22 protein-coding genes are annotated in these 26,715 nt (G+C 70.5%); 11 read left to right on the top strand and 11 right to left on the bottom strand.

All coding sequences use genetic code 11. The annotated features are described in order from the left end of the window. Nucleotides 1-61: 61 nt before the first annotated feature. Entirely contained in the window at nucleotides 62-940 is an 879-nt protein-coding gene (locus ACAV_RS21715; protein WP_013596727.1) for an SDR family oxidoreductase, read from the top strand. A gap of 23 nt (nucleotides 941-963) precedes the next feature. Here the strand turns inward: ACAV_RS21715 and ACAV_RS21710 are convergent, their stop codons facing one another. Continuing rightward, the gene (locus ACAV_RS21710) at nucleotides 964-1,653 is read right to left on the bottom strand and encodes a glutathione S-transferase family protein (protein ID WP_013596726.1); all 690 of its coding nucleotides are present in this window, start codon (nucleotides 1,651-1,653) and stop codon (nucleotides 964-966) included. A gap of 98 nt (nucleotides 1,654-1,751) precedes the next feature. Continuing rightward, on the bottom strand, nucleotides 1,752-2,924 hold the full coding sequence (tgt, locus tag ACAV_RS21705) for a tRNA guanosine(34) transglycosylase Tgt (RefSeq protein ID WP_041828845.1): 1,173 nt from the start codon (nucleotides 2,922-2,924) through the stop codon (nucleotides 1,752-1,754). Between the two features lie 113 nt (nucleotides 2,925-3,037). Between tgt and ACAV_RS21700 the strand changes: the two genes are divergently transcribed. Continuing rightward, nucleotides 3,038-3,532, top strand: a complete 495-nt coding sequence (locus ACAV_RS21700; RefSeq protein ID WP_013596724.1) for a universal stress protein — start codon at nucleotides 3,038-3,040, stop codon at nucleotides 3,530-3,532. 269 nt (nucleotides 3,533-3,801) lie between these two features. Here the strand turns inward: ACAV_RS21700 and ACAV_RS21695 are convergent, their stop codons facing one another. From ACAV_RS21695 to ACAV_RS21685, 3 genes are all read right to left on the bottom strand, one after another. Beyond that, the gene (locus tag ACAV_RS21695) at nucleotides 3,802-4,200 is read right to left on the bottom strand and encodes a hypothetical protein (RefSeq protein WP_013596723.1); all 399 of its coding nucleotides are present in this window, start codon (nucleotides 4,198-4,200) and stop codon (nucleotides 3,802-3,804) included. Nucleotides 4,201-4,477: 277 nt separating this feature from the next. Then, nucleotides 4,478-5,731, bottom strand: coding sequence for a phospholipase A (locus tag ACAV_RS21690; RefSeq protein WP_013596722.1), 1,254 nt, complete (start codon nucleotides 5,729-5,731; stop codon nucleotides 4,478-4,480). A 137-nt stretch (nucleotides 5,732-5,868) separates the two neighbouring features. Next, nucleotides 5,869-7,935 (bottom strand): ATP-dependent helicase, encoded by a 2,067-nt coding sequence (locus ACAV_RS21685; protein WP_013596721.1) that lies wholly within the window; start codon nucleotides 7,933-7,935, stop codon nucleotides 5,869-5,871. 190 nt (nucleotides 7,936-8,125) lie between these two features. On the opposite strand from ACAV_RS21685, the gene ACAV_RS21680 reads away from it, so the two are divergent. From ACAV_RS21680 to xopF2, 3 genes are all read left to right on the top strand, one after another. Next, nucleotides 8,126-9,091 carry an AEC family transporter gene (locus ACAV_RS21680; protein WP_041828844.1) on the top strand — a complete coding sequence of 322 codons (966 nt, stop codon included), beginning with the start codon at nucleotides 8,126-8,128 and terminating at the stop codon, nucleotides 9,089-9,091. A gap of 117 nt (nucleotides 9,092-9,208) precedes the next feature. Beyond that, complete coding sequence (locus ACAV_RS21675) at nucleotides 9,209-9,703, top strand: hypothetical protein (protein WP_013596719.1); 495 nt, start codon at nucleotides 9,209-9,211, stop codon at nucleotides 9,701-9,703. Then, nucleotides 9,700-11,958, top strand: coding sequence for a type III secretion system effector XopF2 (gene xopF2 / locus ACAV_RS21670; protein WP_013596718.1), 2,259 nt, complete (start codon nucleotides 9,700-9,702; stop codon nucleotides 11,956-11,958). Before ACAV_RS21675 ends, xopF2 begins: the two co-directional genes overlap by 4 nt. A gap of 27 nt (nucleotides 11,959-11,985) precedes the next feature. On the opposite strand, the gene priA is transcribed toward xopF2, so the two are convergent. The 4 genes from priA to ACAV_RS21655 all read right to left on the bottom strand — a co-directional run bounded on the left by priA (nucleotide 11,986) and on the right by ACAV_RS21655 (nucleotide 16,641). After that, nucleotides 11,986-14,100: a replication restart helicase PriA gene (gene priA, locus ACAV_RS21665; RefSeq protein WP_013596717.1), complete on the bottom strand. Its 2,115-nt coding sequence runs from the start codon at nucleotides 14,098-14,100 to the stop codon at nucleotides 11,986-11,988. A 420-nt stretch (nucleotides 14,101-14,520) separates the two neighbouring features. Continuing rightward, nucleotides 14,521-14,724 (bottom strand): hypothetical protein, encoded by a 204-nt coding sequence (locus ACAV_RS24785; RefSeq protein WP_157768802.1) that lies wholly within the window; start codon nucleotides 14,722-14,724, stop codon nucleotides 14,521-14,523. 119 nt (nucleotides 14,725-14,843) lie between these two features. Then, entirely contained in the window at nucleotides 14,844-15,974 is a 1,131-nt protein-coding gene (hemE, locus tag ACAV_RS21660) for a uroporphyrinogen decarboxylase (RefSeq protein WP_041828843.1), read from the bottom strand. A gap of 64 nt (nucleotides 15,975-16,038) precedes the next feature. After that, entirely contained in the window at nucleotides 16,039-16,641 is a 603-nt protein-coding gene (locus tag ACAV_RS21655; protein ID WP_013596715.1) for a MarR family winged helix-turn-helix transcriptional regulator, read from the bottom strand. A gap of 88 nt (nucleotides 16,642-16,729) precedes the next feature. Between ACAV_RS21655 and ACAV_RS21650 the strand changes: the two genes are divergently transcribed. After that, nucleotides 16,730-17,716 carry a Bug family tripartite tricarboxylate transporter substrate binding protein gene (locus ACAV_RS21650; RefSeq protein WP_013596714.1) on the top strand — a complete coding sequence of 329 codons (987 nt, stop codon included), beginning with the start codon at nucleotides 16,730-16,732 and terminating at the stop codon, nucleotides 17,714-17,716. 26 nt (nucleotides 17,717-17,742) lie between these two features. Further along, complete coding sequence (locus ACAV_RS21645; protein WP_013596713.1) at nucleotides 17,743-19,098, top strand: sulfatase family protein; 1,356 nt, start codon at nucleotides 17,743-17,745, stop codon at nucleotides 19,096-19,098. 20 nt (nucleotides 19,099-19,118) lie between these two features. Here ACAV_RS21645 and ACAV_RS21640 read toward each other — a convergent pair whose 3' ends face one another. Beyond that, the gene (locus ACAV_RS21640) at nucleotides 19,119-19,442 is read right to left on the bottom strand and encodes a DUF4148 domain-containing protein (protein WP_013596712.1); all 324 of its coding nucleotides are present in this window, start codon (nucleotides 19,440-19,442) and stop codon (nucleotides 19,119-19,121) included. Nucleotides 19,443-19,611: 169 nt separating this feature from the next. Beyond that, a complete protein-coding gene (locus tag ACAV_RS21635; RefSeq protein WP_041828842.1) occupies nucleotides 19,612-21,090 on the bottom strand; it encodes an efflux transporter outer membrane subunit in 1,479 nt (492 codons plus the stop codon). Between the two features lie 89 nt (nucleotides 21,091-21,179). On the opposite strand from ACAV_RS21635, the gene ACAV_RS21630 reads away from it, so the two are divergent. From ACAV_RS21630 to ACAV_RS21615, 4 genes are all read left to right on the top strand, one after another. After that, nucleotides 21,180-21,797: a TetR/AcrR family transcriptional regulator gene (locus ACAV_RS21630; RefSeq protein WP_013596710.1), complete on the top strand. Its 618-nt coding sequence runs from the start codon at nucleotides 21,180-21,182 to the stop codon at nucleotides 21,795-21,797. Between the two features lie 72 nt (nucleotides 21,798-21,869). Then, a complete protein-coding gene (locus ACAV_RS21625; RefSeq protein WP_013596709.1) occupies nucleotides 21,870-22,991 on the top strand; it encodes an efflux RND transporter periplasmic adaptor subunit in 1,122 nt (373 codons plus the stop codon). Next, the gene (locus ACAV_RS21620) at nucleotides 22,984-26,097 is read left to right on the top strand and encodes an efflux RND transporter permease subunit (protein WP_013596708.1); all 3,114 of its coding nucleotides are present in this window, start codon (nucleotides 22,984-22,986) and stop codon (nucleotides 26,095-26,097) included. The genes ACAV_RS21625 and ACAV_RS21620 overlap by 8 nt, the downstream gene beginning before the upstream one ends. 47 nt (nucleotides 26,098-26,144) lie before the next feature. Continuing rightward, a complete protein-coding gene (locus tag ACAV_RS21615) occupies nucleotides 26,145-26,714 on the top strand; it encodes a nucleotidyltransferase family protein (protein WP_013596707.1) in 570 nt (189 codons plus the stop codon). The last annotated feature ends 1 nt before the right edge of the window (nucleotide 26,715 follow it).

Genomic DNA, 26,715 nt, shown 5'->3' with positions numbered 1-26,715 from the left:
TCCTACACCCCGGGGCCTGCATGCTTTTCAGACTGGGGTACGACGCATTGCAGGAGAACCCATGCCCCTCGACCCCCGCACCGCCGGCCCCCGGCCGCCGTTCAAGGACCAGCAACCGCTCACGCCGCCCGGCGCCGAAACCGACATGCATCCGCAGCCCGACTACGGTGCCGCGTCGTACCAGGGCTCGGGCAGGCTGCAGGGGCGCCGCGCCGTCATCACGGGCGGCGACAGCGGCATCGGCCGCGCGGTGGCGCTGGCTTTCGCGCGCGAGGGCGCCGACGTGCTCATCGCCTACCTGCCCGAGGAGGAGGGCGACGCGCGCAAGACCCTCGAACTCGTCACCGCCGAAGGCCGCCGCGCCGTGGGCGTGCCGGGCGACATCCGCGAAGAGGCCCACTGCAATGCCATCATCGAGCGCGCGGTGAAGGACCTGGGCGGCATCGACATCCTGGTCAACAACGCCGCCTACCAGATGGCGCACGAGAGCATCGACGAGATCTCGGCCGAGGAATTCGACCGCACCTTCCGCACCAACGTCTATGCCACGTTCTACCTGAGCAAGGCGGCGGCCCGCCACATGCCGCCGGGCAGCGCCATCATCAACACCGTCTCGGTGAACGCGGACAAGCCCAACAAGACGCTGCTGGCGTACGCCTCCACCAAGGGCGCGCTGCAGAACTTCACGGGCGGGCTCGCGCAGTTGCTGGCCGACAAGGGCATCCGCGTGAACTGCGTGGCGCCCGGCCCGGTCTGGACGCCGCTGATCCCGTCCACGATGCCGATCGAGCGCGCGCGCGAGTTCGGCAAGCAGGTGCCGCTGCAGCGCCCCGGCCAGCCCGCCGAGGTGGCGCCGGCCTACGTGATGCTGGCGTCCGACCAGGCGAGCTTCATCTCGGGCGCGACGGTGGCGGTGACGGGGGGCGTGCCCATCATCTGACCGTCCGGCACGGCGATACCGTATCAGGCGCCCATCACCACCGGGCCGCCCTGCGCGATCGCGCGCTGGTACGCCGGGCGGGCGTTGATGCGGTCGCGGTAGGCCTTCAGGGCGGTGAACTCGACCGCACCGCTGGCGCGCGCGATCGCGGCTTCCACAGCGAAGCTCATCTGGAAGTCCGCGATGGTGAGCGCATCGCCCGCGAACCACGCATGGCGTGCGAGGTGGTCTTCCATGAAGGCGAGGGCCGTGAGCAGGTTCGGGTCCACCAGCTTCTTCTGCGCCTTGCCGCAGATGGAGTAGGCCACCGGCCGCGCGAAGAACGGCATGGGCTGCGTGGGCAGGGTCTTGAAGACGAGCTTCATCACGAGCCAGTTCATGAGCGAGCCCTCGGCGTAGTGCATCCAGAAGCGGCACTGCCGGTGTTCCGGCGTGCCCGGCCGGGGCACGAGATGGGCCAGCTCGCCCGTGGCCTGCGCGCCGTAGCGCTCGGCGATGTGCTCGATGATCGCGCCGGACTCGGCGATGATCTCGCCGCCGTCGTCGATCACGGGGGATTTGCCCAGCGGGTGGATGCGCTTGAGCTCCGGCGGCGCCAGGCGGGTGCGCGGGTCGCGCTGGTAGCGGCGCAGGTCGTAGGCCACGCCCAGCTCTTCCAGGAGCCAGAGCACGCGCTGGGAGCGGGAGGTTTCGAGGTGGTGGACGGTCAGCATGGGCGCATGGTAAGGCCGTCCCGGCGGCGCAGGGCGTAGGCCGTGGCCGATCCGCCCGCCGATGGTTTCCCGGCCGACTTCCCGGAAGGTGCGCGTTCCTATACGCCCCGCGCGCGGTCGGCCGCGAAGCGAACGCGGAACTCGCCGAAGCGGCCCGCGTCGAGCGACTCGCGGATCTCCCGCATGAGGTTCAGGTAGTAGTGCAGGTTGTGCACGGTGGTGAGCATCGGGCCCAGCATCTCGCCGCAGCGGTCGAGGTGGTGCAGGTACGCGCGGCTGAATCCGCCGCGCCCGCCGTCGGCCCAGGCCACGCCCTCGGTGCCCGCGCAGGCGTGGCAGGTGCAGGTCGGGTCCAGCGGCTGGTGGTCGGCCTTGTGGCGCGCGTTGCGGATCTTCAGGTCGCCATGGCGCGTGAAGATGGTGCCGTTGCGCGCATTGCGCGTGGGCATCACGCAGTCGAACATGTCCACGCCGTCGGCCACGCCCTGCACGAGGTCTTCCGGCGTGCCCACGCCCATCAGGTAGCGCGGCTTGTGGGCCGGCAGGCGGTGCGGCGTGTGGGCCATGATGTCCAGCATCTCGTCCTTGGGCTCGCCCACGCTCACGCCGCCCACGGCATAGCCGGGGAAGTCCATCTCCACCAGCCGCTCCAGCGATTCCTGGCGCAGGTTCTTGTACATGCCGCCCTGCACGATGCCGAAGAGTGCGTTGGGGTTGCCCAGGCGGTGGAATTCGTCCTGGCTGCGGCGCGCCCAGCGCAGGCTCATCTCCATCGACTTGCGCGCCTCGGCCTCGGTGGTCTTGTGGCCCTTGGTCTCGTAGGGCGTGCATTCGTCGAGCTGCATGACGATGTCGGAGTTGAGCGTGGTCTGGATCTGCATGCTCACTTCGGGCGACATGAAGAGCTTGTCGCCGTTCACCGGGCTCGCGAAATGCACGCCTTCCTCGGTGATCTTGCGCATGGCACCCAGCGACCAGACCTGGAAGCCGCCCGAGTCGGTGAGGATGGGCTTGTTCCACTGCTCGAAGCCGTGCAGGCCGCCGAAGCCCTGCATCACGTCCAGGCCCGGGCGCATCCACAGGTGGAAGGTGTTGCCCAGGATGATCTGCGCGCCCATCTCGTGCAGGCTGCGCGGCATCACGCCCTTGACGGTGCCGTAGGTGCCCACCGGCATGAAGATGGGGGTCTGCACCACCCCGTGGTTGAGCGTGAGCGTGCCGCGCCGCGCGTGGCTGGCGGGATCGGTCGCGAGAAGTTCGAATTGAAGCATGATCGGGCGATTGTCCCAGACGGCCGCCTGCGCGCCGGCACTACACTGGCCCGCAGCGGCGCCGCGTTTCGCGGCCCTCCGGCCGGCCCCCAGAAGAAAGGACATTCCCGAACATGCTCAAGATCCTCGTCGCCGTCGATGGCTCCGAACTCTCGCTCGATGCCGTGCGCCACACGCTCGCGCTCACGCGCCAGGGCCTCGCGGCCTCCGTCGTGCTCGCGCACGTGCAGGAGCCCGCCACCCTCTACGAGATGGTGGTCTCGCGCGACCCCGACCTCATCGCCGCCGCCAGCCTGGAGGCCGGCCTGCACCTGATGGCCCCGGCGCGCGCCCTGGTCGATGCGGCCGGCGTACCCTGCGAATCCGAAGTGGGCGTGGGCGACGTCGCCCCCACGCTGGCGGACATCGCCGAGCGCACCCAGTGCGGCCTCGTCGTGATCGGCGCCCGCGGCCAGGGCGCCATCGCCAGCGCCCTGCTGGGCTCCGTATCCCAGGCCCTGGTGCACGCGAGCCCCGTGCCGGTGACCATCGTCAAGCACCCCGACACGACCGCCGCCACGCAGCCGGCGGACCTGCCCGGCGACGGAGGCGAGCCCGATCCGGTGTGAGTGGGAAAAGCTGGAGATGACTGCCAGGCGGTAGAAGCGAAAGCCGCTGAGCCCGGCTGGCTGACTGGCTGGTGAGGCAGGGGGTTCCCATCGGGCAAGCCCTGTGTGCTGCCAGCGGCCTCACCCCTCAGAAGGCCGCGGAGCAGGCCACGCCAGCAGACGCCGCGGGACTGGCTTCGCCAGACCGCTGGCGTCGTCCCCCTTCCCGGCGGGCGCAGCACGGCGAGAGAAGGGGGAAGCGGCGAAGCCGCTCAGGGGGATGTCCCTGTTTATGCCGCCTTGCGGAACCCATCCGGATGCGCGGTGCCGCCACGCTGCAGCTTGCCGTGCGGCAGGCTCGCCAGGCGCGAGAACATGCGGCGGCAGTAGCCGGAGATCCAGAGGCATTTGTTGAGCTCGTCCACGGGCAGCGGGCCCGACACGACGACGATGTCGTTGGCGGCCTGCAGGGCGCCCGCGGCGCGCAGGCGGCGGCGGGTGTTGTTGGCCCACGAGGTGATGCGCGAGGGCGTGCCGTGCTGGTGCACCTGGCCGGTGTGCTGGTCGAACGCGATGGCCACGGTCTCGGTCCTGAGCTTGAAGCGGCGCTCGCCGGTGACGGCGCTGGGTGCCTCGCGCATGTCGTACAGGTAGTACGCGCCGGCCTTGAGTTGGTATTGCATGTCCATGGTGACGACCTCCGAGCAGGCATTGTCGAGCGGCCCCGGACAGGCAATCGCGCGGAAAAGGGCCGGAAAACCGTTCTTATCCGCGCCGCGGAAGAGGGCCGGACTGGCCTTCGGCGCGGGGGCTCGGGCTGCGGCGGAGAGGGGGACACGAAAGGCCTGGGAATGCCGTGCGCCGCGCGTGCCATTGTGTCGGCACGCCCCGGCCGCTTCAACCCGCTGGCCAGGGCAAAGGGTAACGGGTTGTGAGGCGCGCGGCGGTGGGACCGCGCGCCCTGCCTCAGAAGTCCACGAGGCTCAGGCCCACGCTGAGCACAGTGCGCCGGCGGTTGTAGTCGGTGATGGTGTCGCCGTAGCCGCTGAACAGCGCGGTGTGGAACCGCAGGTTGCTCTTGAGACCGCCCAGGTCCGTGCCCACCGCGCGCATCCATTCCAGCCGCACGGCGCCGCGGCCGGTGGAGCCGAAGGCGCTGCGCGCCATCAGCGACAGGGTGTTGTCGCGGTCGTAGTTCCAGCCGAGCTGCACCTCGCCGCGGCCCATGTAGTCGATGATGTCCGGATTGTCGTCGTCCGCGGCGCTTTCCTTGAGGCGCTTCCAGACGCGCGCGCTCACGGTCCAGCGGTTGTCCAGCTCCATGCCGGTCATCAGGTACACGCGGTTCCAGCTGCGCGACAGCGGCAGGTTCTGGCCGTTGGACTGGTGCACCAGCCCGATGCCGCTGTAGCGCCAGCGCCAGCCGAAGGGCAGCTTCGCGTCGGTGGGATAGACGTACATCACCTCCGGCTCGTGGTCGGTGGCGCGGAATGGCCGCGAGATGTCCGGGCTGAACAGTTGCCAGTACGACTGCTGCGTGTAGCCGACCCAGAGCGAATCCTTGAGCGTCGGGTGGCCCTGCGTGAGCAGGCCCTGCGCGATCTTGGTGCGCACCGAGAGCTGGATGCGGGTTTCGGTGGTGCGGTAATCGACCGCCGAGGCCGCGGTGTGGTCGGCTGCCGGCGAAGAGGGCTGGCGGTTCACGGTGTCGGACGCCACGACCGAGAACGAGATCGGCCGGTAGCCGCGGAAGCGGAAGGTGCCGCAGTCGCTGCCCGATTCCAGCTCCCAGAAGCGCGAGAGCGTGCTGTACTGCTCGTCGCGGCAGCCCTCCACCTGCGCCACGTCGATGACGCGCGTGGCCGGCAGCGTGGTGTCCACCGGCGTGGGCGGCGCGTTGTCCCCTGCCGCGGCCGCGGCGGACTTGCCCGTGCCCGTGGACGGCGCGGCGGCCACGGTCGGCGCCTGCTGCCATTTCTGCTGCCCGGCCCACTGGTCGAAGCAGGCCAGCCGCGCCTCGCCGCTGCCCATGGCCGTGCAGCGGCGCCAGGCGTCGCCCGCGGCGCCGGAGGGCGCGGGCGGCTGCTGCGCCAGGGCAGCGCCGGCGGGTGCGCAGAGCGCGAGCGCCAGGGCCCCCAGCCGCACCGGGCGGGTGGCGGCGGGCCGGCCGGCCTGCGCGGCGCGAACGAAAGGCTTCGGTTGTCGTGTGCGTTGGTCCATGGTCCGCGGATCTCCTTGCCGCAACTGCCCCACGCCCACCGGCCCATCCGGTTGGCGTGGATGATGATGAAGTGCTTCTGCCTGCCGCCCGCCGGATGCCCGGGGCCCGCCCGGGATGGATGGCGCGTGCGGCGGGTTCATGGTGCCGTCGGGGCGGGGGACTTGCGTGCCGCGAACTCGGCGCGCAGGGCGCGCAGCTTCTCGCGCGGGTCTTCGCGGGCGGTGTTCTTGTCCAGGCCCATCTCTGCGATGAAGCGGCTGGGCTGGGCGGCGACCATCTCGCGGCCCTTCTTGCGGCGCTTCGTCCAGCTCACGGCCAGGCTGCGCTGCGCGCGGGTGATGCCCACGTACATCAGGCGGCGCTCTTCCTGCAGGCGCTGCAGCGTGTCGTCGCTCACCTTCTGCTGGCGGCCCTCGTCGTCGTCGAGCTTGAAGGGCAGCATGCCCTCGGTCACGCCAACCAGCATCACGTGCGGCCACTCCAGGCCCTTGGAGGCGTGCAGGGTGGAGAGGACGACGAGATCCTCGTCCTTCTCGCGCTCGCTGATGGTGGACAGCAGCGCGATGGTCTGCGCCACTTCCAGCAGGCTCTTGGTTTCCCTGGCCACCACGGCGCCCGCGGTGTCCTCGATCTGCCCGCCCGCGCGCTGGCTCATCCAGTCGCAGAATTCGAGCACGTTGGTCCAGCGCGCGCCGGCCACGGTCTCGCTGTCCTCGCTGTCGTAGAGGTACTGCTCGTAGCCGATTTCCTTCAGCCAGTCGGTCATGAAGGTGCGCGCATCTTCCGCGCCGTGGGTGTGCCGCGCCTTGTATTCCAGGTAGTTGATGTAGCGGCCGAACTCCAGCACGCTCTCGTGCGCCTTGCGCGGCAGCACGGCCTCGAGCATGTGGTTGAAGAGCGCGCCGAACATGCTCACCTTGTGCTGCGTCGAGAACTCGCCGAGCTTGGCCAGCGTGGTGTGGCCGATGCCGCGCTTCGGGGTGGTGATGGCGCGCAGGAAGGCCGGGTCGTCGTCGTTGTTGATCCACAGGCGGAACCAGGCGCACAGGTCCTTGATCTCCGCGCGGTCGAAGAAGCTGGTGCCGCCCGAGACCTTGTAGGGAATGTTGGCCTTGCGCAGGGCTTTTTCGAACGGCTTGGCCTGGTGGTTGGCGCGGTAGAGGATGGCGAAGCTCTTCCAGGCCGGCTGCGGGTTCAGCGTGGCGCGCAGGCTCTGAATGCGGGCCACGGCGCGCTCGGCCTCGTGCTCCTCGTTGTCGGCATCGACCACGCGCACCGGCTCGCCCTCGCCCAGTTCCGAAAACAGCGTCTTCGGGTAGAGCTTGGGGTTGGGCTGGATGACGTTGTTGGCCGCGCGCAGGATGGCGCTGGTGGAGCGGTAGTTCTGCTCCAGCTTGATGACCTTGAGCTGCGGGTAGTCCACCGGCAGCTTCTTGAGGTTGTCCAGCGTGGCGCCGCGCCAGCCGTAGATGGACTGGTCGTCGTCGCCCACGGCGGTGAAGCGGCCGCGCTCGCCTACCAGCAGCTTGAGCAGTTCGTACTGCGTGGCGTTGGTGTCCTGGTATTCATCGACCAGCACGTGGCCCAGCGACTTCTGCCACTTGGCGCGCACCTCGGGGAAGTCGCGCAGCAGGCGCAGCGGCATGCCGATCAGGTCGTCGAAATCCACGCTCTGGTATGCCGTCAGGCGCTCCTCGTAGCGCTGCATGATGACGGCGATGCTGCGCTCGTTGTCGTCCCTGGCCTGGGCGAGGGCCTGGGCGCTGTCCAGGCCGGCGTTCTTCCAGGCGCTGATGGTCCACTGCCACTGGCGCGCGGTGGCGATGTCGGTGGTGCCGCCGGCCGCGTCCTTGATGATGCCGGTCACGTCGTCGGCGTCGAGGATGCTGAACTGGGGCTTGAGGCCGAGCACGTGCCCGTCTTCGCGCACCATGCGCACGCCCAGGGCGTGGAAGGTGCAGACCAGCACGTCTTTCGCCGCACGGCCGATCAGGTGCTGCGCGCGCTCGCGCATTTCCGCGGCCGCCTTGTTCGTGAAGGTGATGGCGGCGATGCGTCGCGGCTCCAGGCCGGTCTCGATCAGGCGGCCGATCTTCATCGTGATCACGCGCGTCTTGCCCGAGCCGGCGCCGGCCAGCACGAGGCAGGGCCCCTCCGTGTAGTGGACGGCCTGGAGCTGGGCGAGATTGAGACCGGCGGACATGCGGCGAGCGGAGACGGGAGGAGGGCTGGAAAGCGTGGGGGCGAGGGCAGCCGCCAGCCCGGGCATGGGCAGCCGGGCCGGGAGGCGGGTGCAGATGATAACGGGGCGGTCCGCCGCCGGGTTGTGCGGGGGAATGCGGCCCGCGCCGATGCGGCGGCGTCCTACAGGCTGCGCGCTGCGAGAATGCCGCGTGCTCTCCGTGCTGGCCGTCACCTTTCCCTTCTTCGCGCTCGTGCTGTGCGGGTACCTGGCCACGCGCGCCGGGCGGCTGCCGCTGGCCGCGATTCCGGGGCTGAATGCCTTCGTCCTGTACTTCGCGCTGCCTTGCATGCTGTTCCGCTTCGGCGCGCGCACGCCCATCGCCGAACTGCTGGACCCTGCGGCCGCAGGCGTGTACCTGGCCTGCGGCCTGGCGCTGGTGGCCGCGGCCATCGCGCTCACGCGCCGCCGGCTGGGCTGGAACGACGCGGCCTTCGGCGCCCTGGCGACGGCCTTTCCCAACACCGGCTTCATGGGCGTGCCGCTGCTGGTGGCGCTGCTCGGCCCGGCGGCCGCGGGGCCCGTGATCCTCACGATGCTGCTGGACATGGTAGTGACCACGGCGGTCTGCGTCGGCCTGTCGCGCCTGGGCGGCGGGGATGCGCCCGGCACCGAGGGCGCGCGGGCGGCGCTGGGGCGGGCCCTGCGCGGCATGGCCGCCAATCCCATGCCCTGGTCGATCGCGCTGGGCGCGCTGGCCTCGGGGCTGCAGGTTGCCCTGCCGGGGCCCGTGGACCGCACCGTGGGCCTGCTGGCGGATGCCGCGGCGCCCGTCGCCCTGTTCACCATCGGTGCGGTGCTCGCGCGCGCGGGCATGGCCGCGCATCCGGGCGAGGCCCTGCGCCCCCGGGACGGCCTGGGCGCGGCGCTGGCCAAGCTGGTGGTGCATCCGTTGCTCGTCTGGGGCGCGGGCCATGCGGCGATCGCCGCGGGCGCGCCGCTGTCCGCCCCGGCGCACACGGCGCTGGTCCTCGCGGCGGCGCTGCCGAGCGCCAGCAACGTCTCGCTGCTGGCGGAGCGCTTCGGCGCGCACACGGGGCGCATCGCCCGGGTGATCCTGGTGTCCACGGTGCTGGCTTTCCTGAGCTTTTCGGCCGCGGTGGCCGTCTGGACCTGACCGCTTCGCATTCCTGGGGCCGGCTTCGGCCCGGTCATCGGGACGTTACGTGGTTTCACGACATTGGCGGCGTTGCAGGCGCCCCGTGCGGCGCCTTCGTGAACCAGGAGTTCCACCATGACCACCCCTTCCGCTGTCCCGGCGCAGCCCGACCCCGTGGCCGCACGGACGTATCTTTCGCAGATAGGAACCCACCTGGGCATGCCGCCCGACCTCCTGACATCCCTGCAGTCCGGCGAGCCCTTCGTGGGGCCTTCCGGCCTGCTGTGCCGCATCCATGTCCGCCGGGACGAAGACCGCTGGGCGGCCTACCCCGAAGTCCTGCTGCCGCTGGCTGCCGCCGAGCTGGGCGGGATGGACGTGCCGCGGCTGCTGGGCGTGCAGGAGCAACTGATCGGCGGCGAGGGCTGGTTGCTGGGCCTGATGGAAGACGGGGGGCTGCTGGGCCTGCGGCCACTGCAGGCGCGGCATGACGCCGCACGCGTGGCGGCCGACATGGACCGCGGCCACCTGCTGGCGCGGGCCGCCCTGGATGCGCTGGTGCCGCCCGGGGACCCCGGGGCATCCGGCGCCGGACCTGCCGCAGCGCCGGCCGCGGGAGCCGCACCGTGATCCGCGGCTCCGAGCAGGCGCTGCTGCGCGGCACGCAAGGCCGTTCCGACCGGTTCGAGGAGTCCGGGGAGTCTTCGGCGCGCGCGCAGGGGAGGGAAACCGTCCCGCCGTCCCGCAGCCTGGTGCCACCCCAGGCGCTGGCGGTACTCTCCGCCGAAAGGCAGGCCCGCGCGGCCGGCCTCGACGCCTCGGCTTCCCACCGGCGGGCAGCCCTGCCGTCGGAGCCCGGCGGCAGTTCGCGGTACTTTTCCGCGCGCCTGGATCCGGGGGATTTGTCCGGGGAGCCGGGCTTGTCGGCCCTGCGGGGCTCACAGCGCGAACGGCCGGACGTCGAGGATTTCTCCCGCAGCAATTCGGGATCGAGGCTGGATCTCGACACCGTGGAGCGGCGCGGCGTGGACCGCGAAGCCGCCGCCCAGGAGGCCAGCGGCGACGAAGGCGACGGGACGGACCTGCCCGTCGTCCGCCTGCGCATGCAGGTCATGGCCCACCTCGGCGCCATGCCGCTGGCCGAGGACGTGCAGGACCGCGCGGAGGTGCAGGCCCAGATGGAGACGGAGTACGTCCAGTGGGCCGCGGACCGCCTGCTGGAGCGCCACAAGGCCTATGGAGCCACCGGGGGCTACCACTTCCGTGAACACATGGAGCCCGTGGGATGGAAGCGTGCCTCCGTGGCCATCGCCTACGAAAGCCTCAAGGGCTTCATGACCTCGGCCACGCGCACGCCGTCGGGCGGCGCGATCTCGACGCTGCGCGACAACGAGGATGGGGACACCGCCTCCAAGATCTGGCCGGCCGTGTACGGCGGCATGATGGCAGGCATGGTGAACTACCTCACCGAGTCCATCGTGGTGCCGGCCATGGACCGCCGTTCGCGCGTGGCGAACATGCCGGGCTTCAAGGCGGTGGACCCGAAGGTGCTGGTCCCCGATCCGGCACCCGTGCAGCTGGAAGTGACCGCCGGGGGCGCCAAGCGTTTCTGGCGCCCGGCGCGGGATTCGGAAGTCGGCCGCACCTCCACCACGGAAAGCGTGGACCGGCCCACCCGCAACGCCCTGCGCGGCGCCGCGTTCGACCACCGCAAGACCGTGGAGACGCGCCAGAAGCTCATGGACGGCAAGGCCGAGGCCGCATTGCTCAAGCCGGTGCTCACGGCCAGCGCCAATGCCACGCGCCGCAGCCTGAGCAGCGAGGAGACGCTGGCGTCGCCCCTGCGCGCCCTGGGCTTCGGCGCAGTGGCCTCTGGCACCGCGTCGGCAGTGAACAAGGCGGTATTGGAAACGACCAAGGCGCTGCCGCGCACCGGGCAGGTGGCGGTGTCCGACCTCGTGGGCGGCACGCAGCGCGTCAACCTGTTCCGGCTGGCGCTGCCCGACGATACCCAGGCGCCGCTGCAGTGGCGCGATGCCCGGCGCCTGCCCGGCTTCGCCTGGAACGTGGCGCAGGAATCCGTGCCGCTGCTGGGCGAGGCATTCCGCACGAGCGCCGGGGCGTTCCATGCCGCGCGCGACTTCTTCGTGCGCAGCGTGGGCGGCAACGTGGTGATCGGCGCGGTGGCCTCCGCGGCCGGGCTGCAGTTCGCCTCGATCGTCCGCGGCCGCTATGGCGTGCCCGACGGCGACGAGCCGCCCAACTCCCGGGGCGGGGTGATGCAGCAGGCCGGGCAGAGCTTTTTCAGCGAACTGGGCTGGAGCGGCTGGAAGGCGCTGATGGGCGACATCAGCGGCGAACTGACGTCGCGCCTGGACCGCCGGCGCGACCAGACGCAGGAGCGCCTCTGGCGCGAGGCCCGCGGCGAGATGCGCGCGCTGGACCCGATGCTGGAATCCCTGCTGAGCGCGTCGATGCGCTCGTTCGTGCCGCCCGCCGGCCGCCCCGCCACGGGGGCCGCGCGGGGCGTGGCAGCCGCGGATTCCTCCGATGCCGCGCTGCGCCGTGCCGAGGAGGGCCGTGCCCCGGCGCCCGCAACCGGGGGCGACGCCGTGCGCGGCCAGGTATCGGAGGCGCTCGCACGCCTGGCGGATTTGATGCGGGCGAGCCCGCAGGGCATCATCGAGCACGGCGCCGTGGCGTCGGCCGCGGACAGCCTGCGCCAGCTGACCAGCGCCCACGGCGAGGACGTCCTGCACCTGCACGGCGTGGACCGCGCCCGGCTGCTGGATGTGCAGGCCCGCCTGGAGCGCGTGGTGCGCCACCTGGAGCAGCGCGAGTCGCTCATCGCCTGGCGGGAAGGGCCCCGGCCGCACGCCGACTGACCTTCGGCCCCGCCGGCCGCGGCCTCCTCAGATCGCCAGCGGATCCACGTCCACCAGCCAGCGCACCAGCCCCCGGTGCGCCGGGTCCGCGCGGCAGGCGTGCAGCAGCGGCTGCCAGGCCGCCAGGGAGCGCTGCAGCGCCGCGCGGCTCGGGCTCTCCAGCAGCATCTGCGCGCGCTCCACGTTGGCCACGCGCTGGATCGCCAGGGGCACGGGCGGGAACACCGTCACCTGCTCCAGTCCCGGAAGGCCCGCCTGCCGGGCCGCCTCGGCGCAGCCGGCCAGGAAGGCCTGCGCCACCTCCTGTGTGCGCGCGTCGGCACGCACCAGCGCCTGGAACGCGAAGGGCGGCATGGCGGCCCCGGCGCGCTCGGCAAGCTGCCGCGCGGCGAAGGCCGGGTAGTCGTGCCGGCGCAGCGCTGCGTACACTGCGTGGTCGGGGTGGTAGGTCTGCACCCACATCTCGCAGGCGCCGCCCTGGGCGGCCACGTAGCCCGCGTCCCGGCCCGCGCGGCCCGCTGCCTGCATGAGCAGCGCGAAGAGCCGCTCGGGTGCCCGGAAATCGCTGGAGAACAGCGCGCCGTCCGGCTGCACCGCCGCCACCAGCGTGATGCGCCGGAAATCGTGCCCCTTGGCGACCATCTGCGTGCCCACCAGCACGTCCACCTCGCCCGCATGCACCTGGGCGAGCTGCTCTTCCAGCGCGCCCTTGGCCTTCGTGGTGTCGGCGTCGATGCGGGCCACGCGCGCGGCGCGGCGCTCCGGCGTGATCACGTTGCGCAGCAAGGCCGCCAGCTGCTCTTCCAGTTGCTCGGTGCCGCGCCCGATCGGCGCGATGTCCGGGTTGCCGCAGCCCGGGCAGGCGTAGGGCACGCGCTGCGCGAAGCCGCAGTGGTGGCAGCGCAGCGAGCGGTCGATCTTGTGGAACACCTGGTGGGCGCTGCAGTGCGGGCAATCGCTCTTCCAGCCGCACTCCGTGCAGTGCAGCACCGGCGCGAAGCCGCGGCGGTTGAGCAGTACCAGGCACTGCTCGCCGCGCTCCACGCGCTCGGTGATGGCGGCCACGAGCGGCGGCGAGAACACGGCGCCGCGCGGCTGCTGCGCCATGTCCACCAGCCGCACGCGCGGCAGCGCGCCTGCGCCGATCCGGCTGGGCATGTGCAGCCGCAGGTAGCGCCCGCCCGGATCGCCCTCGGCGGGCGGCCGGCTCGCGTGCCAGCTCTCGAGCGACGGCGTGGCCGATCCGAGGATCACCTTGGCGCCCTGCTCGCGCCCGCGCCAGATGGCCAGGTCGCGCGCCGAGTAGCGTGCGCCTTCCTGCTGCTTGTAGCTCGCGTCGTGCTCCTCGTCCACCACGATGAGCGCCAGGCCCGGCAGGCTCGCGAACACCGCCATGCGCGTGCCAAGCACGATGCGGGCCTGGCCGGCATGCGCGGCCAGCCAGCTTTTCAGCCGCTGCGGGTTGGTCATGCCGCTGTGCAGCGAGACCACGCTGTCCGCCCCGTAGAGCGGTGCGAAGCGCGCCAGGAAGCGCGCCTCCAGCTGCGGCGTGAGGTTGATCTCCGGCACCATCACCAGCACCTGGGCGGCGGGGGCTGCGGCCAGGGCCTGCTGCACGCAGCGCAGGTACACCTCCGTCTTGCCGCTGCCCGTGCTGCCGTAGAGCAGGAAGGGGCCGGGCTGTGCAGCGATGGCGTCCGTGGCCGCCTGCTGCTCGGCGCTCAGGGCATGGGGTTCGGGCGCATAGGGCGCAGCGGCTTCTCCAGCCGCGGTGGCCGGTGCACGGCGCAGGCGCCGCGCGAGCTGCGCGGGCGTGAGGTCGCGCAGCTGTGGCGGCAGGGCGGCCAACGCCACCTCGCCGAGCGCCCGCTGGTAGTAGCGCGCCGCGAAGGCCACCAGCCGCCGCCAGGCGGCGTCCAGCGGCGCGAGCCCCTCCAGCACGCCTGCCACCGGCCGCACCGCGGCGCCGCGCGGCAGTTCGGGCGCGTCGGCCGGCGCATCCCACACCACGCCCAGCACTTCGCGCGTGCCCAGGGGCACCCGCACCAGCGTGCCCGGCTCCAGCGGGTAGGTGCTCGCATAGCTCAGCGGGCCGCCCACCGCGCTGTGCGCGGGCGTCTGGACGGCGACCGAAACGATCACGCCGCCGCCGGTTGCGGAGGATGGCGATGCGGCGGACGGGGCGTGGGATGGGGGCTGGGACACGGAAGGGACTGGGGCAAAGGCCAGGGCGGCGCCCGAGTCTGCCGCAAGCGGTCGCCGGGTGCACGGAGGGATTTTGGGCCGGGTTGTGGATAACTTTGTGGGCATCCGGGGACATCCAGGGGGCAGGCGGTGCACAGCTGCTTCGCGCAATGGTGTTCCGGTGTTCCCAGGGTGTCGAAAAAATCCTTGTGAATCAAGGATGTTGGGCCAACTGTTTCAAGTTCCGCCTTCGGCCTGCGCCTGTGGATTGCTGCGCCGCCGCATGCGCCGAAGTGTGCATAAGTGGCCTTGTCAAGAGTTCCCCGGCCCCCCGGATTGTGGTAGGCGGGGGCTTCCTGGTGCGGTTCTGCCTTCGGTTCACCCGGCAAGTGCTTGATTTGACGAGGGTTTTGGAGAAATCCAGAGTTTCTGTGGATAACTTTGTTGATATCCACTGCGTACCGCGCGCAGGCCCTTGAAAACACGGGCTTCCATCACGCTGCCCGGAAATTCGGCAGCAGCTCCGCTTTCCATATGAATCAATGACTTGGCGCCGTTCGAAGAAATCGACGGCGCCGTCACGCCGCGTGCTCGCGGGCCGCACGGCTGCACCGCCCTGGTGCCGGCGATGTGAATAAGTCAAGGGGCGCCGCCGGCCCGGCCGCATGCCGCATGGCCGGGCCGGCACGCGTTGGCCTGCTTCAGGCGCGGCCCGTGCCCACCGCCGCGCGCATCGCCCGCGAGTGGCCATGCACCGCCTCCACCAGGGCGGCGACATGCTCCGGCGGCGTGTGCTGGCTGATGCCGTGGCCCAGGTTGAAGATGTGCGTGGGGCCGGTGGTGCCGCGGTCCGTGTGCGGGGCGCCGAAGCGGTCCAGCACGGCCCGCGCCTGGGCGGCGATCGCCTCCGGCGGCGCGAACAGCACGTTCGGGTCGATGTTGCCCTGCAGCGCCTTGCCGGGGCCGCCCACCGCCCCGCCCACCAGGGCGCGGGCCCGTGCCAGATTGGCCGTCCAGTCCAGGCCCAGCACCTCGCAATCCAGGCCCTGCATGTCTTCCAGCCACAGGGCCCCGCCCTTGGTGAACACGATGCGCGGCACGTCGGTGCCGTCCACGCCGGTGCGCTTGAGCTGCGCCAGCACGCGCGTGGTGTAGGCCAGGCTGAATTCCTGGAAGGCGCCATCGGCCAGCACGCCCCCCCAGCTGTCGAACACCATCACCGCCTGCGCGCCCGCGTCGATCTGCGCGTTCAGGTAGGCGGCCACGGCATCGGCATTGATGGCCAGGATGCGGTGCATCAGGTCGGGCCGGGAATACATCAGCGTCTTCACCAGCCGGTAATCGTCGCTGCCCTTGCCCTCCACCATGTAGCAGGCCAGCGTCCACGGGCTGCCGGAGAACCCGATCAGCGGCACGCGGCCATCCAGCGCCCGACGGATGGAGGTGACGGCGTCGAACACGTAGCGCAGCTTTTCCATGTCGGGCACGGCCAGCTCGGCCACCGCAGCCTCGTCGCGCACCACCCGGGCGAAGCGCGGGCCCTCGCCCTCGGCGAACGTCAGGCCCAGGCCCATCGCGTCCGGCACCGTCAGGATGTCGGAAAACAGGATCGCCGCATCCAGCGGAAACCGCTCCAGTGGCTGCAGCGTGACCTCGGTCGCGTAATCCACGTTGGTGGCCAGCCCCATGAAACTGCCCGCGCGCGCGCGCGTGGCCTTGTATTCGGGCAGGTAGCGGCCGGCCTGGCGCATCAGCCACAGGGGCGTGTAGTCGGTGGCCTGGCGACGGCAGGCGCGCAGGAAGGTGTCGTTCTGGAGCGGGGCGAAACTCATGGCGGGCATTGTCGCAGGGCCCGCCGCCGCCCTGCGCCCGCGGCCGGGCCGGCCTTGCCCCAGATCAAGCCTGTGGCCCGCCGCCCGGGGCCGCACCCCGCCGCCCACCGGCCCGCGCACCCCCGCTGCGCGGCGGAAACGGCGCCGCTCCCGCCGGCTGCCGCTCCAGCTGCGCGGCCCGTTCCTGCAGCCGCGCCAGGCTGCGGTCCAGGGCGTCCAGATGATGAGCGTCCAGGCTCAGCGCCAGAGCCTGGTTGATGGCGCGCACCTCCGGCCACAGGGCGGCATGCAGCCGCGCGCCGGCTTCCGTCAGGTGCAGCCCCGCCGGCCGGCCGTCCGCCGGGGGCTTGCGCTGCACCAGGCCCTTGTCCTCCAGCGAGCCGATCGCCCGCGACACCCGCGCGCGGTCCAGCTCCAGCCGCACCGCCAGCACCGAAGGCTGCAGCCCCGGCTCCTGCGCCAGCCACATCACCACCCCCCACTCGCGGCGCGTGATGCCATGGCTGCGCTCGCACAGGCGGGTGACGAGGCGGCCCGACGCCGCCGCCAGCTTCACCAGCCGGTACAGCAGCAGGTCGCCGGGCTGTGCCGGCGCCGCCAGCGGGTTGCCTGCGGAAGGGCCGGAGGGTGCGGAACGGGCGGCAGGACGGGAGGGGCGCGTCGCCATGCGGGAATGTCCTCATCGGGGTTGATTTGAACAATTGTCGCGCCGCTGCGTACAGTGCCTGCCATCCCTGCCGATGGAGTGCACCGCCATGACCCTGCGCCGCGAATTCCTCTTGAACACCCTGGCCCGCCCGGTCCTGGCGGGCGCCGCCGCCTCCCTGGGCGCGGGCGCCGCGCTGGCCCAGCCGCAGGACACCCCCCTGCGCATCGTCGTGGGCTACGCCCCGGGCGGATCGAGCGACCGCGTCGCGCGCATCGTCGGCGACAGGCTGCAGCGCGTGCTGGGCAGCCCCGTCATCGTCGAGAACAAGGTGGGCGCGGGCGGCCGCATCTCCGCCCAGTACGTCAAAAGCGCGCCGGCCAGCCAGCCCATGCTGCTGCTGGCCAACCCGGCCGTGATGGTCGTCTCTCCCCTGGTGGTGAGCGACGTGGGCTACCAGCCCGACCAGGATTTCGTGCCCGTGAGCGAGGTGAACAACTACGTCTTCGGCGTGGCCGTGGGCGCCGCCGTGCCCGTGCGCGAGATGCAGCACCTGCTGGCCTGGATGCGCGCCAACCCGCGCTCGGCCAACATCGGCGTGCCCGCCACCGGCAGCCTGCCGCACTTCTTCGCGCTCATGCTGGGGCAGAAGGCCGGCATCGCCGCCGAAGCCGTGGGCTACCGCGGATCGGCCCCGCTCATCACCGACCTGGTCGGCGGCCAGATCCCCGTGGCCGTGGACACGCTGGACGCCCTGCAGCCCCAGCACGAGGCCGGCAAGCTGCGCCTGCTGGCCGTCTCCAGCGAGCAGCGCCTGCCCGAACTGCCCCAGGTGCCCACGCTGCGCCAATCCGGCGTGGACCTGGCCGCCTCCGGCTGGAACACCCTGTTCGCGCCGCGCTCCATGCCGGCAGCGCAGGTGGACCGCTACGCCGCGGCCATCCACAAGGTGATGCAGGACAAGGACGTGGCCAAGCAGTTCAAGGACAACCACCTGGACCCCGTCGCCAGCACCCCCGCGCAGACGCGCCAGAGCATCGCCGCCTACCGCAAGCAGTGGGAGCCCGTGATCCGCGCCTCCGGCTACCGCCCCTGAGCCGCCCCGCCGAAGGAGACGACGCCATGCCGCAGCAGAAAGAGATGCCGCAAAGACCGAACATCCTCTTCATCGTGGCCGATGACCTGGGCTATGCCGACCTGGGGTGCTACGGCGGGCGCGATGCCGCCTTCGGCCCCGTCTCGCCCGTGCTGGACCGCCTGGCCGCCGGCGGATTGAAGCTCACCCAGGGCTACTCCAACTCGCCCGTGTGCTCGCCCACGCGCTTCGCGCTCATGACGGCGCGCTACCAGTACCGCCTGCGCGGCGCGGCCGAAGAACCGATCCGCACCGCCACGCGCGGCAACGACCGCCTGGGCCTGCCGCCCGCCCACCCCACGCTGCCCTCGCTGCTGAAGGACGCCGGCTACCGCACCGCCCTCATGGGCAAATGGCACCTGGGCTACCCGCCGCACTTCAGCCCGTTGAAATCGGGCTACGAGGAGTTCTTCGGCCCCATGTCCGGCGGGGTGGACTACTTCACCCACTGCGGCGCCAACGGCACGCACGACCTGTGGTTCGGCGAAGAGGAAAAAGCCCAGGAGGGCTACCTGACCGACCTCATCACCGACCACTCGGTGGACTACATCGAGCGCATGGCCGCAGGCGCGCAACAGGGCTCGCCCTTCTTCCTGAGCGTGCACTACACCGCCCCCCACTGGCCCTGGGAAACCCGCGACGACGAGGCCCTGGCCCACGAACTGCGCGACAGCAAGCAGTCCATCTACCACCTGGCCGGCGGCAACGTGGAAACCTACCGCCGCATGGTCCACCACATGGACGAGGGCATCGGCCGCATCATGGACACGCTGCGCGCCCACGGCCTGGAGCGCGACACCCTCGTCGTCTTCACCAGCGACAACGGCGGCGAACGCTTCTCCGACAACTGGCCCCTGGTCGGCGGCAAGATGGACCTGACCGAAGGCGGCATCCGCGTGCCCTGGATCGCCCACTGGCCCGCCGCCATCGCCCCCGGCGGCACCAGCCCCCAGCCCTGCCTGACCATGGACTGGAGCGCCACCATGCTGGAGCTGGGCGGCGCGCAGCCGCACCCCGATTACCCGTGGGACGGCCGGACCCTGGCGCCCCTGCTGCACGATGCGGCCTGGACCGCCGACCGCCCCCTGTTCTGGCGCATGAACCACCGCGGCCAGCGCGCCATGCGGCAGGGCGACTGGAAATACCTGCGGGTGGATGGGGTGGATTACCTGTTCAACCTGGCGCAGGACGAACGCGAGCGGGCGAACCTGGCGCCGCTGCAGCCGGGACGGCTGGCGGAGATGGTGCAGGCCTGGGAAGCGTGGGAGGCGACCATGCCGGCGATTCCGGGGGATGCGACGGTGAGTCTTTGCTACACGGACAAGGACATGCCGTCCAGATAGGCGGCCCGCACGCGGCCGTCTCAGTCGTCGAGGGCCTTGCGCACCTCCACCTGGAACTGCTCACTGTTGCGCAGGCGCTGGTACTCCTGCAGCGCCGCCTGGTAGGCGGGCACCTCCATCCCATAAGACAGCGCCAGCGTTGCGTAACGGTCTGCGCCCGCCCGGCGCCAGAGCGCTAGGTCCGCGATCACTTCCGCGCGGGACAAGCCCGGCGTGCCGCTGGGCGGCGTGGCCTCGCGGGACTGCGAATGGGCGGAAAGCGAGGCGGCGAGCACCAGGACCGCGACGGCGGCTTTGGCGGGGCGATGGGAAGGACGGCTTGCGCCGGGATGTGTGTGGTACATGGCTTGCCTGGAATGACGAGATGGCGAGGAAGGTGCGTCAGCTTCCGGGAGGGAGGCGACGCGCGGAAACGGTGTTAAGGGCGGTCGGGCAGCGGGGTCGGGAGGCTCCTTTCCATGGCGGCGGGTGGGTGGTGCTCCGGGCCGGCGAAGCCGCCGGAACAGGCATCGGCTAGTGGCCGGCGGCAGCAACGGCGGCGGGCTGCGCTGCGGTCCATCCCCCTCCCAGCGCTTTGAAGAGGGCGACGACGGCGCGCGCCGATTCCGTGCGGGCCACGGCCTGCGCGTCCTGCACGCCCAGCAGGCTTTCGTCCGCCTGGAGCACTTCGATCAGGCTGACGACGCCCCTGTCATAGGCCGCACCGGAAGACCGGCGGGCACGCGCGAGCGAATCCGCGCCCTGGTCGAGCACCGATAGCAGGGCCTGCTTCCTGTCCAGGGCGATCAGCGCGTTCTCCACGTCTTCGGTGGCCCGGAGCACCGCCTGCCGGTAGGCCGCCAGCGTCTCGGCCTCCTGGGCGCGGGCCTGGTCGATCTGGGCATCGATGCGCCCGAAGTCGAACAGCCTCCAGCGCAGGCCGGCCCCGGCCCCGGCCTGGGCCGCGCCGCCGGAAAAAAGATTCCCGGAGGAGACGGACGTCGCGCTGCCGATGAGCCCCGTCAGCGAAATCTTCGGGTAGTACTCGGCCATCGCCGCGCCGATGCGTGCGTTCGATGCCGCCAGGCGCCGTTCCGCGGCGATGAGGTCTGGGCGTTCTTTGAGCAGATCGGCCGGGGTGCCGTTCAGTGCAAGGACCGGAAGCCCGGGCACCGGCCGCGGGTCGGCGAGTTCGGCACGGTGGGTGCCGGGCGCGGTTCCCAGCATCACGTCCAGGGCGTTCATCGCCGCCTCCAGCGCCTGCTCCAGTGGGGGAACCGTGGCCTGGGCGCGATGGAGCGCTCCCTCTGCCTGGCGAAGCTGGAGTTCCGGCGCCAGCCCTTTCTTCCAGCGCAATGCCACCGTCTCGCGCAATTGCTGCTGCGTGCGTACCTGCTCCCGGGCGACGCCGAGCCGTGCCTGCAATCCGCGGATCTGGATATACGTGTCCGCCACCTGGGCGGCCACCGCCAGCCGCACTGCCGCTGCGGCCGCGTCCGAGGCCTGGTAGTCCGCGACGGCCGCTTCCCTGGTGCGCCGCAGGCCGCCGAAAAGATCCAGCTCCCAACTGGCCGTGGCATTGGCTTCGTAGGCACTGCCATACCGCGCGAATCCCGGCATGGTGTCGAGCACCCGGCCCAGGGGTGTCTCCAGGGATGAATAGTTTCTCGCGCCCTGGGCGGCCACGCCTGCAGACGGAGCCAGTGCCGCATTCGCTGCCGCCAGCCCTGCGCGGGCCTGCTGCACTCGGGCGAAAGCCTGGGCCAGATCCAGGTTCTGCTGCAGCGCGGCTTCCACGAAGCGGCCGAGCCGGGGATCGTCGAACCGGGTCCACCAGGCCGCGAGGTCCGTCCGCACGGCGGGAGCGGCGGGAGTGCCGGCTGCCAGCACCTTGTGCCCCCTATAGGCATGCGGAACGTCGACAGCCGGGCTCCGGTACGCCGGTCCGACGGTGCAGCCCGCGACAAGGCCGGTCAGGACCAGCAGCAGGGCCGCGGTGGGAAAACGGGGCATGGGCAAGTAACACAGCGTCGTCATGGCTGTGACTATATTACTATTCGGTCACTGGTTGTTGTTTTTCTTGGGGGGAGTAAGCTCAGGGCATGTCCATCCCCACCCTCTACCCTGTTTCCGCACGGGGGCCGGCCGAACACGATGTCCGCGAGCAGATCGTCGCCGCGGCGAAAGAGCACTTCAGCCGGTACGGCTACGAGAAGACCACCGTCTCCGATCTGGCGAAGGCCATCGGTTTCTCGAAGGCCTACATCTACAAGTTCTTCGAGTCCAAGCAGGTCATCGGGGAGTTGATCTGTTCCAACTGCCTGAAAGAGATGGAGGCCGAGGTCCGCCAGGCCGTGCACGCTGCGGACCGCCCTCCGGAGCAGTTGCGGCGGCTCTTCAAGGCGGTGGTGCAGACCACGCTCCGGCTTTTCGCCGAGGATCGCAAGCTCTATGAAATCGCCACTTCGGCGGCCGCGGAGCGCTGGCAGGCGGCTCTGGCATACGAGAAAAGCCTGCACCAGCTCTTGCTTGACATCCTGGAGGCCGGGCGGCTGTCGGGAGACTTCGAGCGCAAGACCCCGCTGGACGAGACTGGCCGGGCCATCTTCCTGATCCTTCGCCCCTACCTGAATCCGTTGCTGCTGCAGCACAGCCTTGAACATGCCGAAGAGGCGCCGGTGCAGCTGGCTGGCCTTGCCTTGAGAAGCCTGTCGCCGTGAATTGCATGTGACCATTGACATTTTTGGTCACAAAACAAAGAATCGTGTCCTGTTTTCGCTCACAGGACCGCCATGCTTCGGCAACGTTTTCTCTCCATCGCCGCCCTCGGCGCGTTATCGCTGGCAGTGGCCGCCTGCGACCAGGCCACGCCTCCGGACCCCCGCACCCGCACGCCCCTCGTCCGGACCGCCTTGGTCACCGCCGGGACATCGCCCGAGCGAACCTTCACCGGGATCGTCGCAGCAAGGGTGCAAAGCGATCTCGGATTCCGGGTGTCCGGCAAGGTGTCGGAAAGGCTGGTGGACACGGGGCAGGCCGTCAGGCGTGGCCAGCCGCTGTTCCGTATCGACCCGGCCGATCTGGCGCTGGCCGCGAGCGCGCAGGACGAGGCCGTGGCCGCCGCCCGTGCACGCTTCGCGCAGGCCGCCGAAGAGGAGGCACGCTACCGGGACCTGCAGGGCACGGGCGCCATCTCCGCATCGGCGTATGACCAGGTCAAGGCCGCAGCCGATGCGGCCAAGGCGCAGTTCCGTGCCGCCGAATCCCAGGCCTCGGTCGCGCGCAATGCTGCGCGGTATGCCGAGCTCACGGCCGATGCCGACGGCATCGTGATGGAGACGCTTGCCGAGCCGGGCCAGGTCGTCGGTGCCGGCCAGGTGGTCGTGCGCATCGCGCGCGCCGGCAAAAGGGAGGCCGTCATCCAGTTGCCCGAGACGCTGCGTCCCGTGCTGGGGTCGGTAGCGCAAGCGAGCCTGTTCGGCAGGGAGCACGCCCCTGTCCAGGCCCGCCTGCGCCAGTTGTCCGACGTGGCGGACCGGGCCACCCGTACGTTCGAAGCGCGCTACGTCCTGGAAGGAACCGGCCCGGCCCAAGCACTCGTGGGCAGTACGGTCACGGTGCGCCTGGCGGGCTCTCCGTCCTCCGCGGCCACGCCGAGCGTCCGTGTGCCCCTGGCCTCCCTCCTGGACGACGGACGGGGGCCGGCGGTCTGGGTCGTCGACGACGGCCGGGTGCGGCGCGAGCCCGTGGCCATCGCCCAGGTCGAGGACGAAACGGCGCAGGTGGCTGGAAAGCTCCGCCCAGGAGAGCGGATCGTGGCGCTGGGCGCGCACCTGCTGACGGAAGGGGCCAGGGTCCAGGTGCTGGACCATGCCCCGGCAAACGCCGCGTCCACGGGAGCCGCCCGTGAGTGAAAGCCGTTTCAATCTCTCGGCGCTCGCTGTGCGCGAGCGTTCCATCACCCTGTTCCTGATCGTTCTGATCTCCCTGACCGGGGTGATGGCCTTCCTGAAGCTGGGCCGCGCGGAAGACCCCGCGTTCACCGTCAAGGTGATGACCATCGTCACGGCATGGCCGGGCGCCACGGCCCAGGAGATGCAGGACCAGGTCGCCGAGAAGCTCGAAAAGCGCATGCAGGAGCTGAAGTGGTACGACCGCACGGAAACCTTCACCCGCCCCGGCCTCGCCTTCACCACCCTCACGCTGCTGGATTCGACGCCGCCCTCGGAGGTGGAGGGCGAGTTCTACCAGGCGCGCAAGAAGATCGGAGACGAGGCCCGGACGCTGCCGGCCGGCGTGATCGGCCCGATGGTGAACGACGAATACGCGGACGTGACTTTCGCGCTGTATGCGCTGAAGGCCCGGGGCGAGCCGCAGCGCGTGCTGGTGCGCGATGCCGAGTCACTGCGCCAGCGCCTGCTGCATGTGCCGGGCGTGAAGAAGGTCAACATCGTGGGCGAGCAGTCCGAGCGGATCTACGTCGAGTTCTCCCATGAACGCCTGGCCACGCTCGGTGTCGATCCCCAGGATGTCTTCGCGGCCCTGAACCGGCAGAACGCACTCACGCCCGCGGGCTCGGTCGAGACCGACGGTCCCCAGGTCTTCATCCGCCTGGATGGCGCGTTCGACGGGCTGCAGAAGATCCGCGACACGCCGATCGCCGCCCAGGGCCGCACGCTGAAGCTCTCGGACATCGCAACGGTCCGGCGGGGCTACGAAGACCCGTCGACGTTCATCATCCGCAACGGCGGCGAGCCCGCGCTGGTGCTCGGCGTCGTCATGCGCGACGGCTGGAACGGGCTGGACCTGGGCGCGGCGCTGGACGGCGAAGTCGATGCGATCAATGCGGAGATGCCCCTGGGCATGGCGCTGACCAAGGTGACGGACCAGTCCGTGAACATCAGCGCGTCGGTCGACGAGTTCATGGTGAAGTTCTTCGCCGCGCTGATGGTGGTGCTCGTGGTCTGCTTCGTCAGCATGGGATGGCGTGTCGGGGTGGTGGTCGCGGCCGCGGTGCCGCTGACGCTGGCCGCCGTCTTCGTGATCATGGCCGCCACGGGCAAGAACTTCGACCGCATCACCCTCGGGTCGCTGATCCTCGCGCTGGGACTGCTGGTGGACGATGCCATCATCGCCATCGAAATGATGGTGGTGAAGATGGAGGAAGGCTACGACCGCGTGGCGGCGTCCGCCTATGCGTGGAGCCACACGGCCGCGCCCATGCTGTCGGGAACGCTGGTGACGGCCGTGGGCTTCATGCCGAACGGGTTCGCGCGGTCCACCGCGGGCGAATACACCAGCAACATGTTCTGGATCGTGGGCATCGCGCTCATCGTGTCGTGGGTGGTGGCGGTGGTGTTCACCCCCTACCTGGGCGTGAAGCTGCTGCCGGAGATGAAGAAGACCGTGGGCGGCCATGCGGCGATGTACGGCACGCCCCGCTACGAGCGTTTCCGCCGGGTGCTGGGCAGGGTCATCGCACGCAAGTGGATCGTCGCCGCGGCGGTGGCCGCTCTCCTGGTGGGGGCCGTGCTGGGCATGGGCCTTGTAAAGAAGCAGTTCTTCCCGGTCTCCGACCGGCCCGAGGTGCTGGTGGAGCTGCAGATGCCCTATGGGACCTCCATCGAGAAGACCAGCGCAGCCGCGGATAAGATCGAAACCTGGCTTGCCGGGCAGAAAGAGGCGGAGATCGTCACGGCCTACGTAGGGCAGGGCGCTCCGCGCTTCTTCCTGGCCATCTCCCCGGAACTGCCGGACCCGTCGTTCGCCAAGATCGTGGTGCGCACCGGCAGTCCGCAGGAGCGCGACGCACTCAAGCTGCGGTTGCGCGAAGAGATCGCGCGGGGCCTGGCCCCCGAGGCGCAGGTCCGGGTGTCGCAGATCGTGTTCGGCCCGTATTCGCCGTTTCCCGTCGCCTACCGCGTGTCGGGCCCCGACCCTGAAAAGCTGCGCGACATCGCGGCGGACGTGCAGCGGGTGATGCAGGCCAGTCCGATGATGCGGACGGTGAACTCCGACTGGGGTGTGCGCGTTCCCGTAGTGCATTTCAGTCTTCAGCAAGATCGCCTGCAGGCCGTGGGGCTCACGTCCGAATCCGTCGCGCAGCAGCTGCAGTTCCTGCTGAGCGGCGTGCCCGTGACGGTGGTGCGCGAAGACATCCGCACCGTGCAGGTGACGGCACGCTCCGCGGGCGCGACGCGGCTGGATCTCGCGAAACTCGGCGACTTCACGCTGGCCACCGCTACCGGCCAGCGCATACCGCTCTCGCAGATCGGAGAGGTGGGCGTGCGCATGGAGGAGCCCGTGCTGCGCCGCCGCGACCGGATGCCCACCATCACGGTCCGGGGCGACATCGCGGAGACGCTCCAGCCACCCGACGTGTCGGCGGCCATCACGAAGCAGTTGCAACCCATCGTGGACGCGCTGCCGCTGGGCTACCGCATCGCCGAGGCGGGCTCCATCGAGGAATCCGGCAAGGCCATGGCGGCCATGGCGCCGCTGTTTCCCATCATGATCGCCGTCACGCTGATCATCATCATCCTGCAGGTGCGCTCCATCTCCGCCATGGTCATGGTGTTCCTGACCAGCCCGCTGGGCCTGATCGGGGTGGTGCCGACGCTGATCCTCTTCGGACAGCCCTTCGGCATCAACGCGCTGGTGGGGTTGATCGCGCTGTCGGGCATCCTGATGCGCAACACGCTGATCCTGATCGGGCAGATACAGCAGAACCAGGCGGAGGGCCTGGACCCGTTCCGGGCGGTGGTGGAAGCCACGGTGCAGCGCGCGCGGCCCGTGATCCTCACGGCCCTGGCCGCCGTCCTGGCCTTCATTCCGCTGACCCATTCGGTGTTCTGGGGGACGCTGGCGTACACGCTGATCGGCGGCACGCTGGCAGGGACGGTGATCACTCTCGTGTTCCTGCCCGCGATGTACACCATCTGGTTCCGGATCGGGCCGCCCGGCGATGCCGGCGCATCCCGTCCCGATCCGGCGCCGGCCGCCGTGCATCCGGTCGCTTGAACCCTGCGCGGGATGCGCCGTTCGACGACCATATGAGTCAGACCCCGATGACCACCCAATTCCTGCGCGACATCGCATCCAACCCGGCCAACGCCGCCATCCTCGGACGCTGGAATACCCTTGCGCCCGAGCTTCCGAACGCATGGCTCGTCGCCGGTTGCCTGTTCCAGACCATCTGGAACCTGCAATCCGACCGCCCAGCGGGTGCAGACATCAAGGACTACGACATCTTCTACTTCGACGACAGGGACCTGAGCGAGGCGGGCGAAAAAGCGGCGCAGGCCCATGCGGACTCCGTGCTGTCCGACCTGGGCATCACCGTCGAAGTCGCGAACCAGGCGCGCGTGCATCTCTGGTACCCGCAGCACTTTGCGCGTCCGTGTCCACCACTCACCTCTTCCGAAGACGGAATCCGGCGCTTTCTCGTCCTCGAATCCTGCGTGGGCGTGCAGCCCGGCAAATGCCATGCTCCCAACGGAGTGCATGGCGTCTATGCCGGCAGGCTGTCGCCCAATCCACTGACTCCGTACCCTGAACTGTTCGCGGCGAAGGTGGCGAGTTACCGCGCGCGGTGGCCCCACCTCCGGAAGACGGCGCCGCAGGCAGACCGCATCTGAC

It is taken from the genome of Paracidovorax avenae ATCC 19860, assembly GCF_000176855.2.
In the GTDB taxonomy this organism is placed as follows: Bacteria; Pseudomonadota; Gammaproteobacteria; order Burkholderiales; family Burkholderiaceae_C; genus Paracidovorax; species Paracidovorax avenae.
This window is presented reverse-complemented; position numbering and strand designations above follow the sequence as displayed.

Excerpts from the sequence above, each read along its gene's own strand:
- ACAV_RS21715 (WP_013596727.1), top strand. The coding sequence starts at position 62 with ATGCCCCTCGACCCCCGCACCGCCGGCCCCCGGCCGCCGTTCAAGGAC.
- ACAV_RS21710 (WP_013596726.1), bottom strand. The coding sequence starts at position 1,653 with ATGCTGACCGTCCACCACCTCGAAACCTCCCGCTCCCAGCGCGTGCTC.
- tgt (WP_041828845.1), bottom strand. The coding sequence starts at position 2,924 with ATGCTTCAATTCGAACTTCTCGCGACCGATCCCGCCAGCCACGCGCGG.
- ACAV_RS21700 (WP_013596724.1), top strand. The coding sequence starts at position 3,038 with ATGCTCAAGATCCTCGTCGCCGTCGATGGCTCCGAACTCTCGCTCGAT.
- ACAV_RS21695 (WP_013596723.1), bottom strand. The coding sequence starts at position 4,200 with ATGGACATGCAATACCAACTCAAGGCCGGCGCGTACTACCTGTACGAC.
- ACAV_RS21690 (WP_013596722.1), bottom strand. The coding sequence starts at position 5,731 with ATGGACCAACGCACACGACAACCGAAGCCTTTCGTTCGCGCCGCGCAG.
- ACAV_RS21685 (WP_013596721.1), bottom strand. The coding sequence starts at position 7,935 with ATGTCCGCCGGTCTCAATCTCGCCCAGCTCCAGGCCGTCCACTACACG.
- ACAV_RS21675 (WP_013596719.1), top strand. The coding sequence starts at position 9,209 with ATGACCACCCCTTCCGCTGTCCCGGCGCAGCCCGACCCCGTGGCCGCA.
- hemE (WP_041828843.1), bottom strand. The coding sequence starts at position 15,974 with ATGAGTTTCGCCCCGCTCCAGAACGACACCTTCCTGCGCGCCTGCCGT.
- ACAV_RS21655 (WP_013596715.1), bottom strand. The coding sequence starts at position 16,641 with ATGGCGACGCGCCCCTCCCGTCCTGCCGCCCGTTCCGCACCCTCCGGC.
- ACAV_RS21650 (WP_013596714.1), top strand. The coding sequence starts at position 16,730 with ATGACCCTGCGCCGCGAATTCCTCTTGAACACCCTGGCCCGCCCGGTC.
- ACAV_RS21645 (WP_013596713.1), top strand. The coding sequence starts at position 17,743 with ATGCCGCAGCAGAAAGAGATGCCGCAAAGACCGAACATCCTCTTCATC.
- ACAV_RS21640 (WP_013596712.1), bottom strand. The coding sequence starts at position 19,442 with ATGTACCACACACATCCCGGCGCAAGCCGTCCTTCCCATCGCCCCGCC.
- ACAV_RS21635 (WP_041828842.1), bottom strand. The coding sequence starts at position 21,090 with ATGCCCCGTTTTCCCACCGCGGCCCTGCTGCTGGTCCTGACCGGCCTT.
- ACAV_RS21630 (WP_013596710.1), top strand. The coding sequence starts at position 21,180 with ATGTCCATCCCCACCCTCTACCCTGTTTCCGCACGGGGGCCGGCCGAA.
- ACAV_RS21625 (WP_013596709.1), top strand. The coding sequence starts at position 21,870 with ATGCTTCGGCAACGTTTTCTCTCCATCGCCGCCCTCGGCGCGTTATCG.
- ACAV_RS21615 (WP_013596707.1), top strand. The coding sequence starts at position 26,145 with ATGACCACCCAATTCCTGCGCGACATCGCATCCAACCCGGCCAACGCC.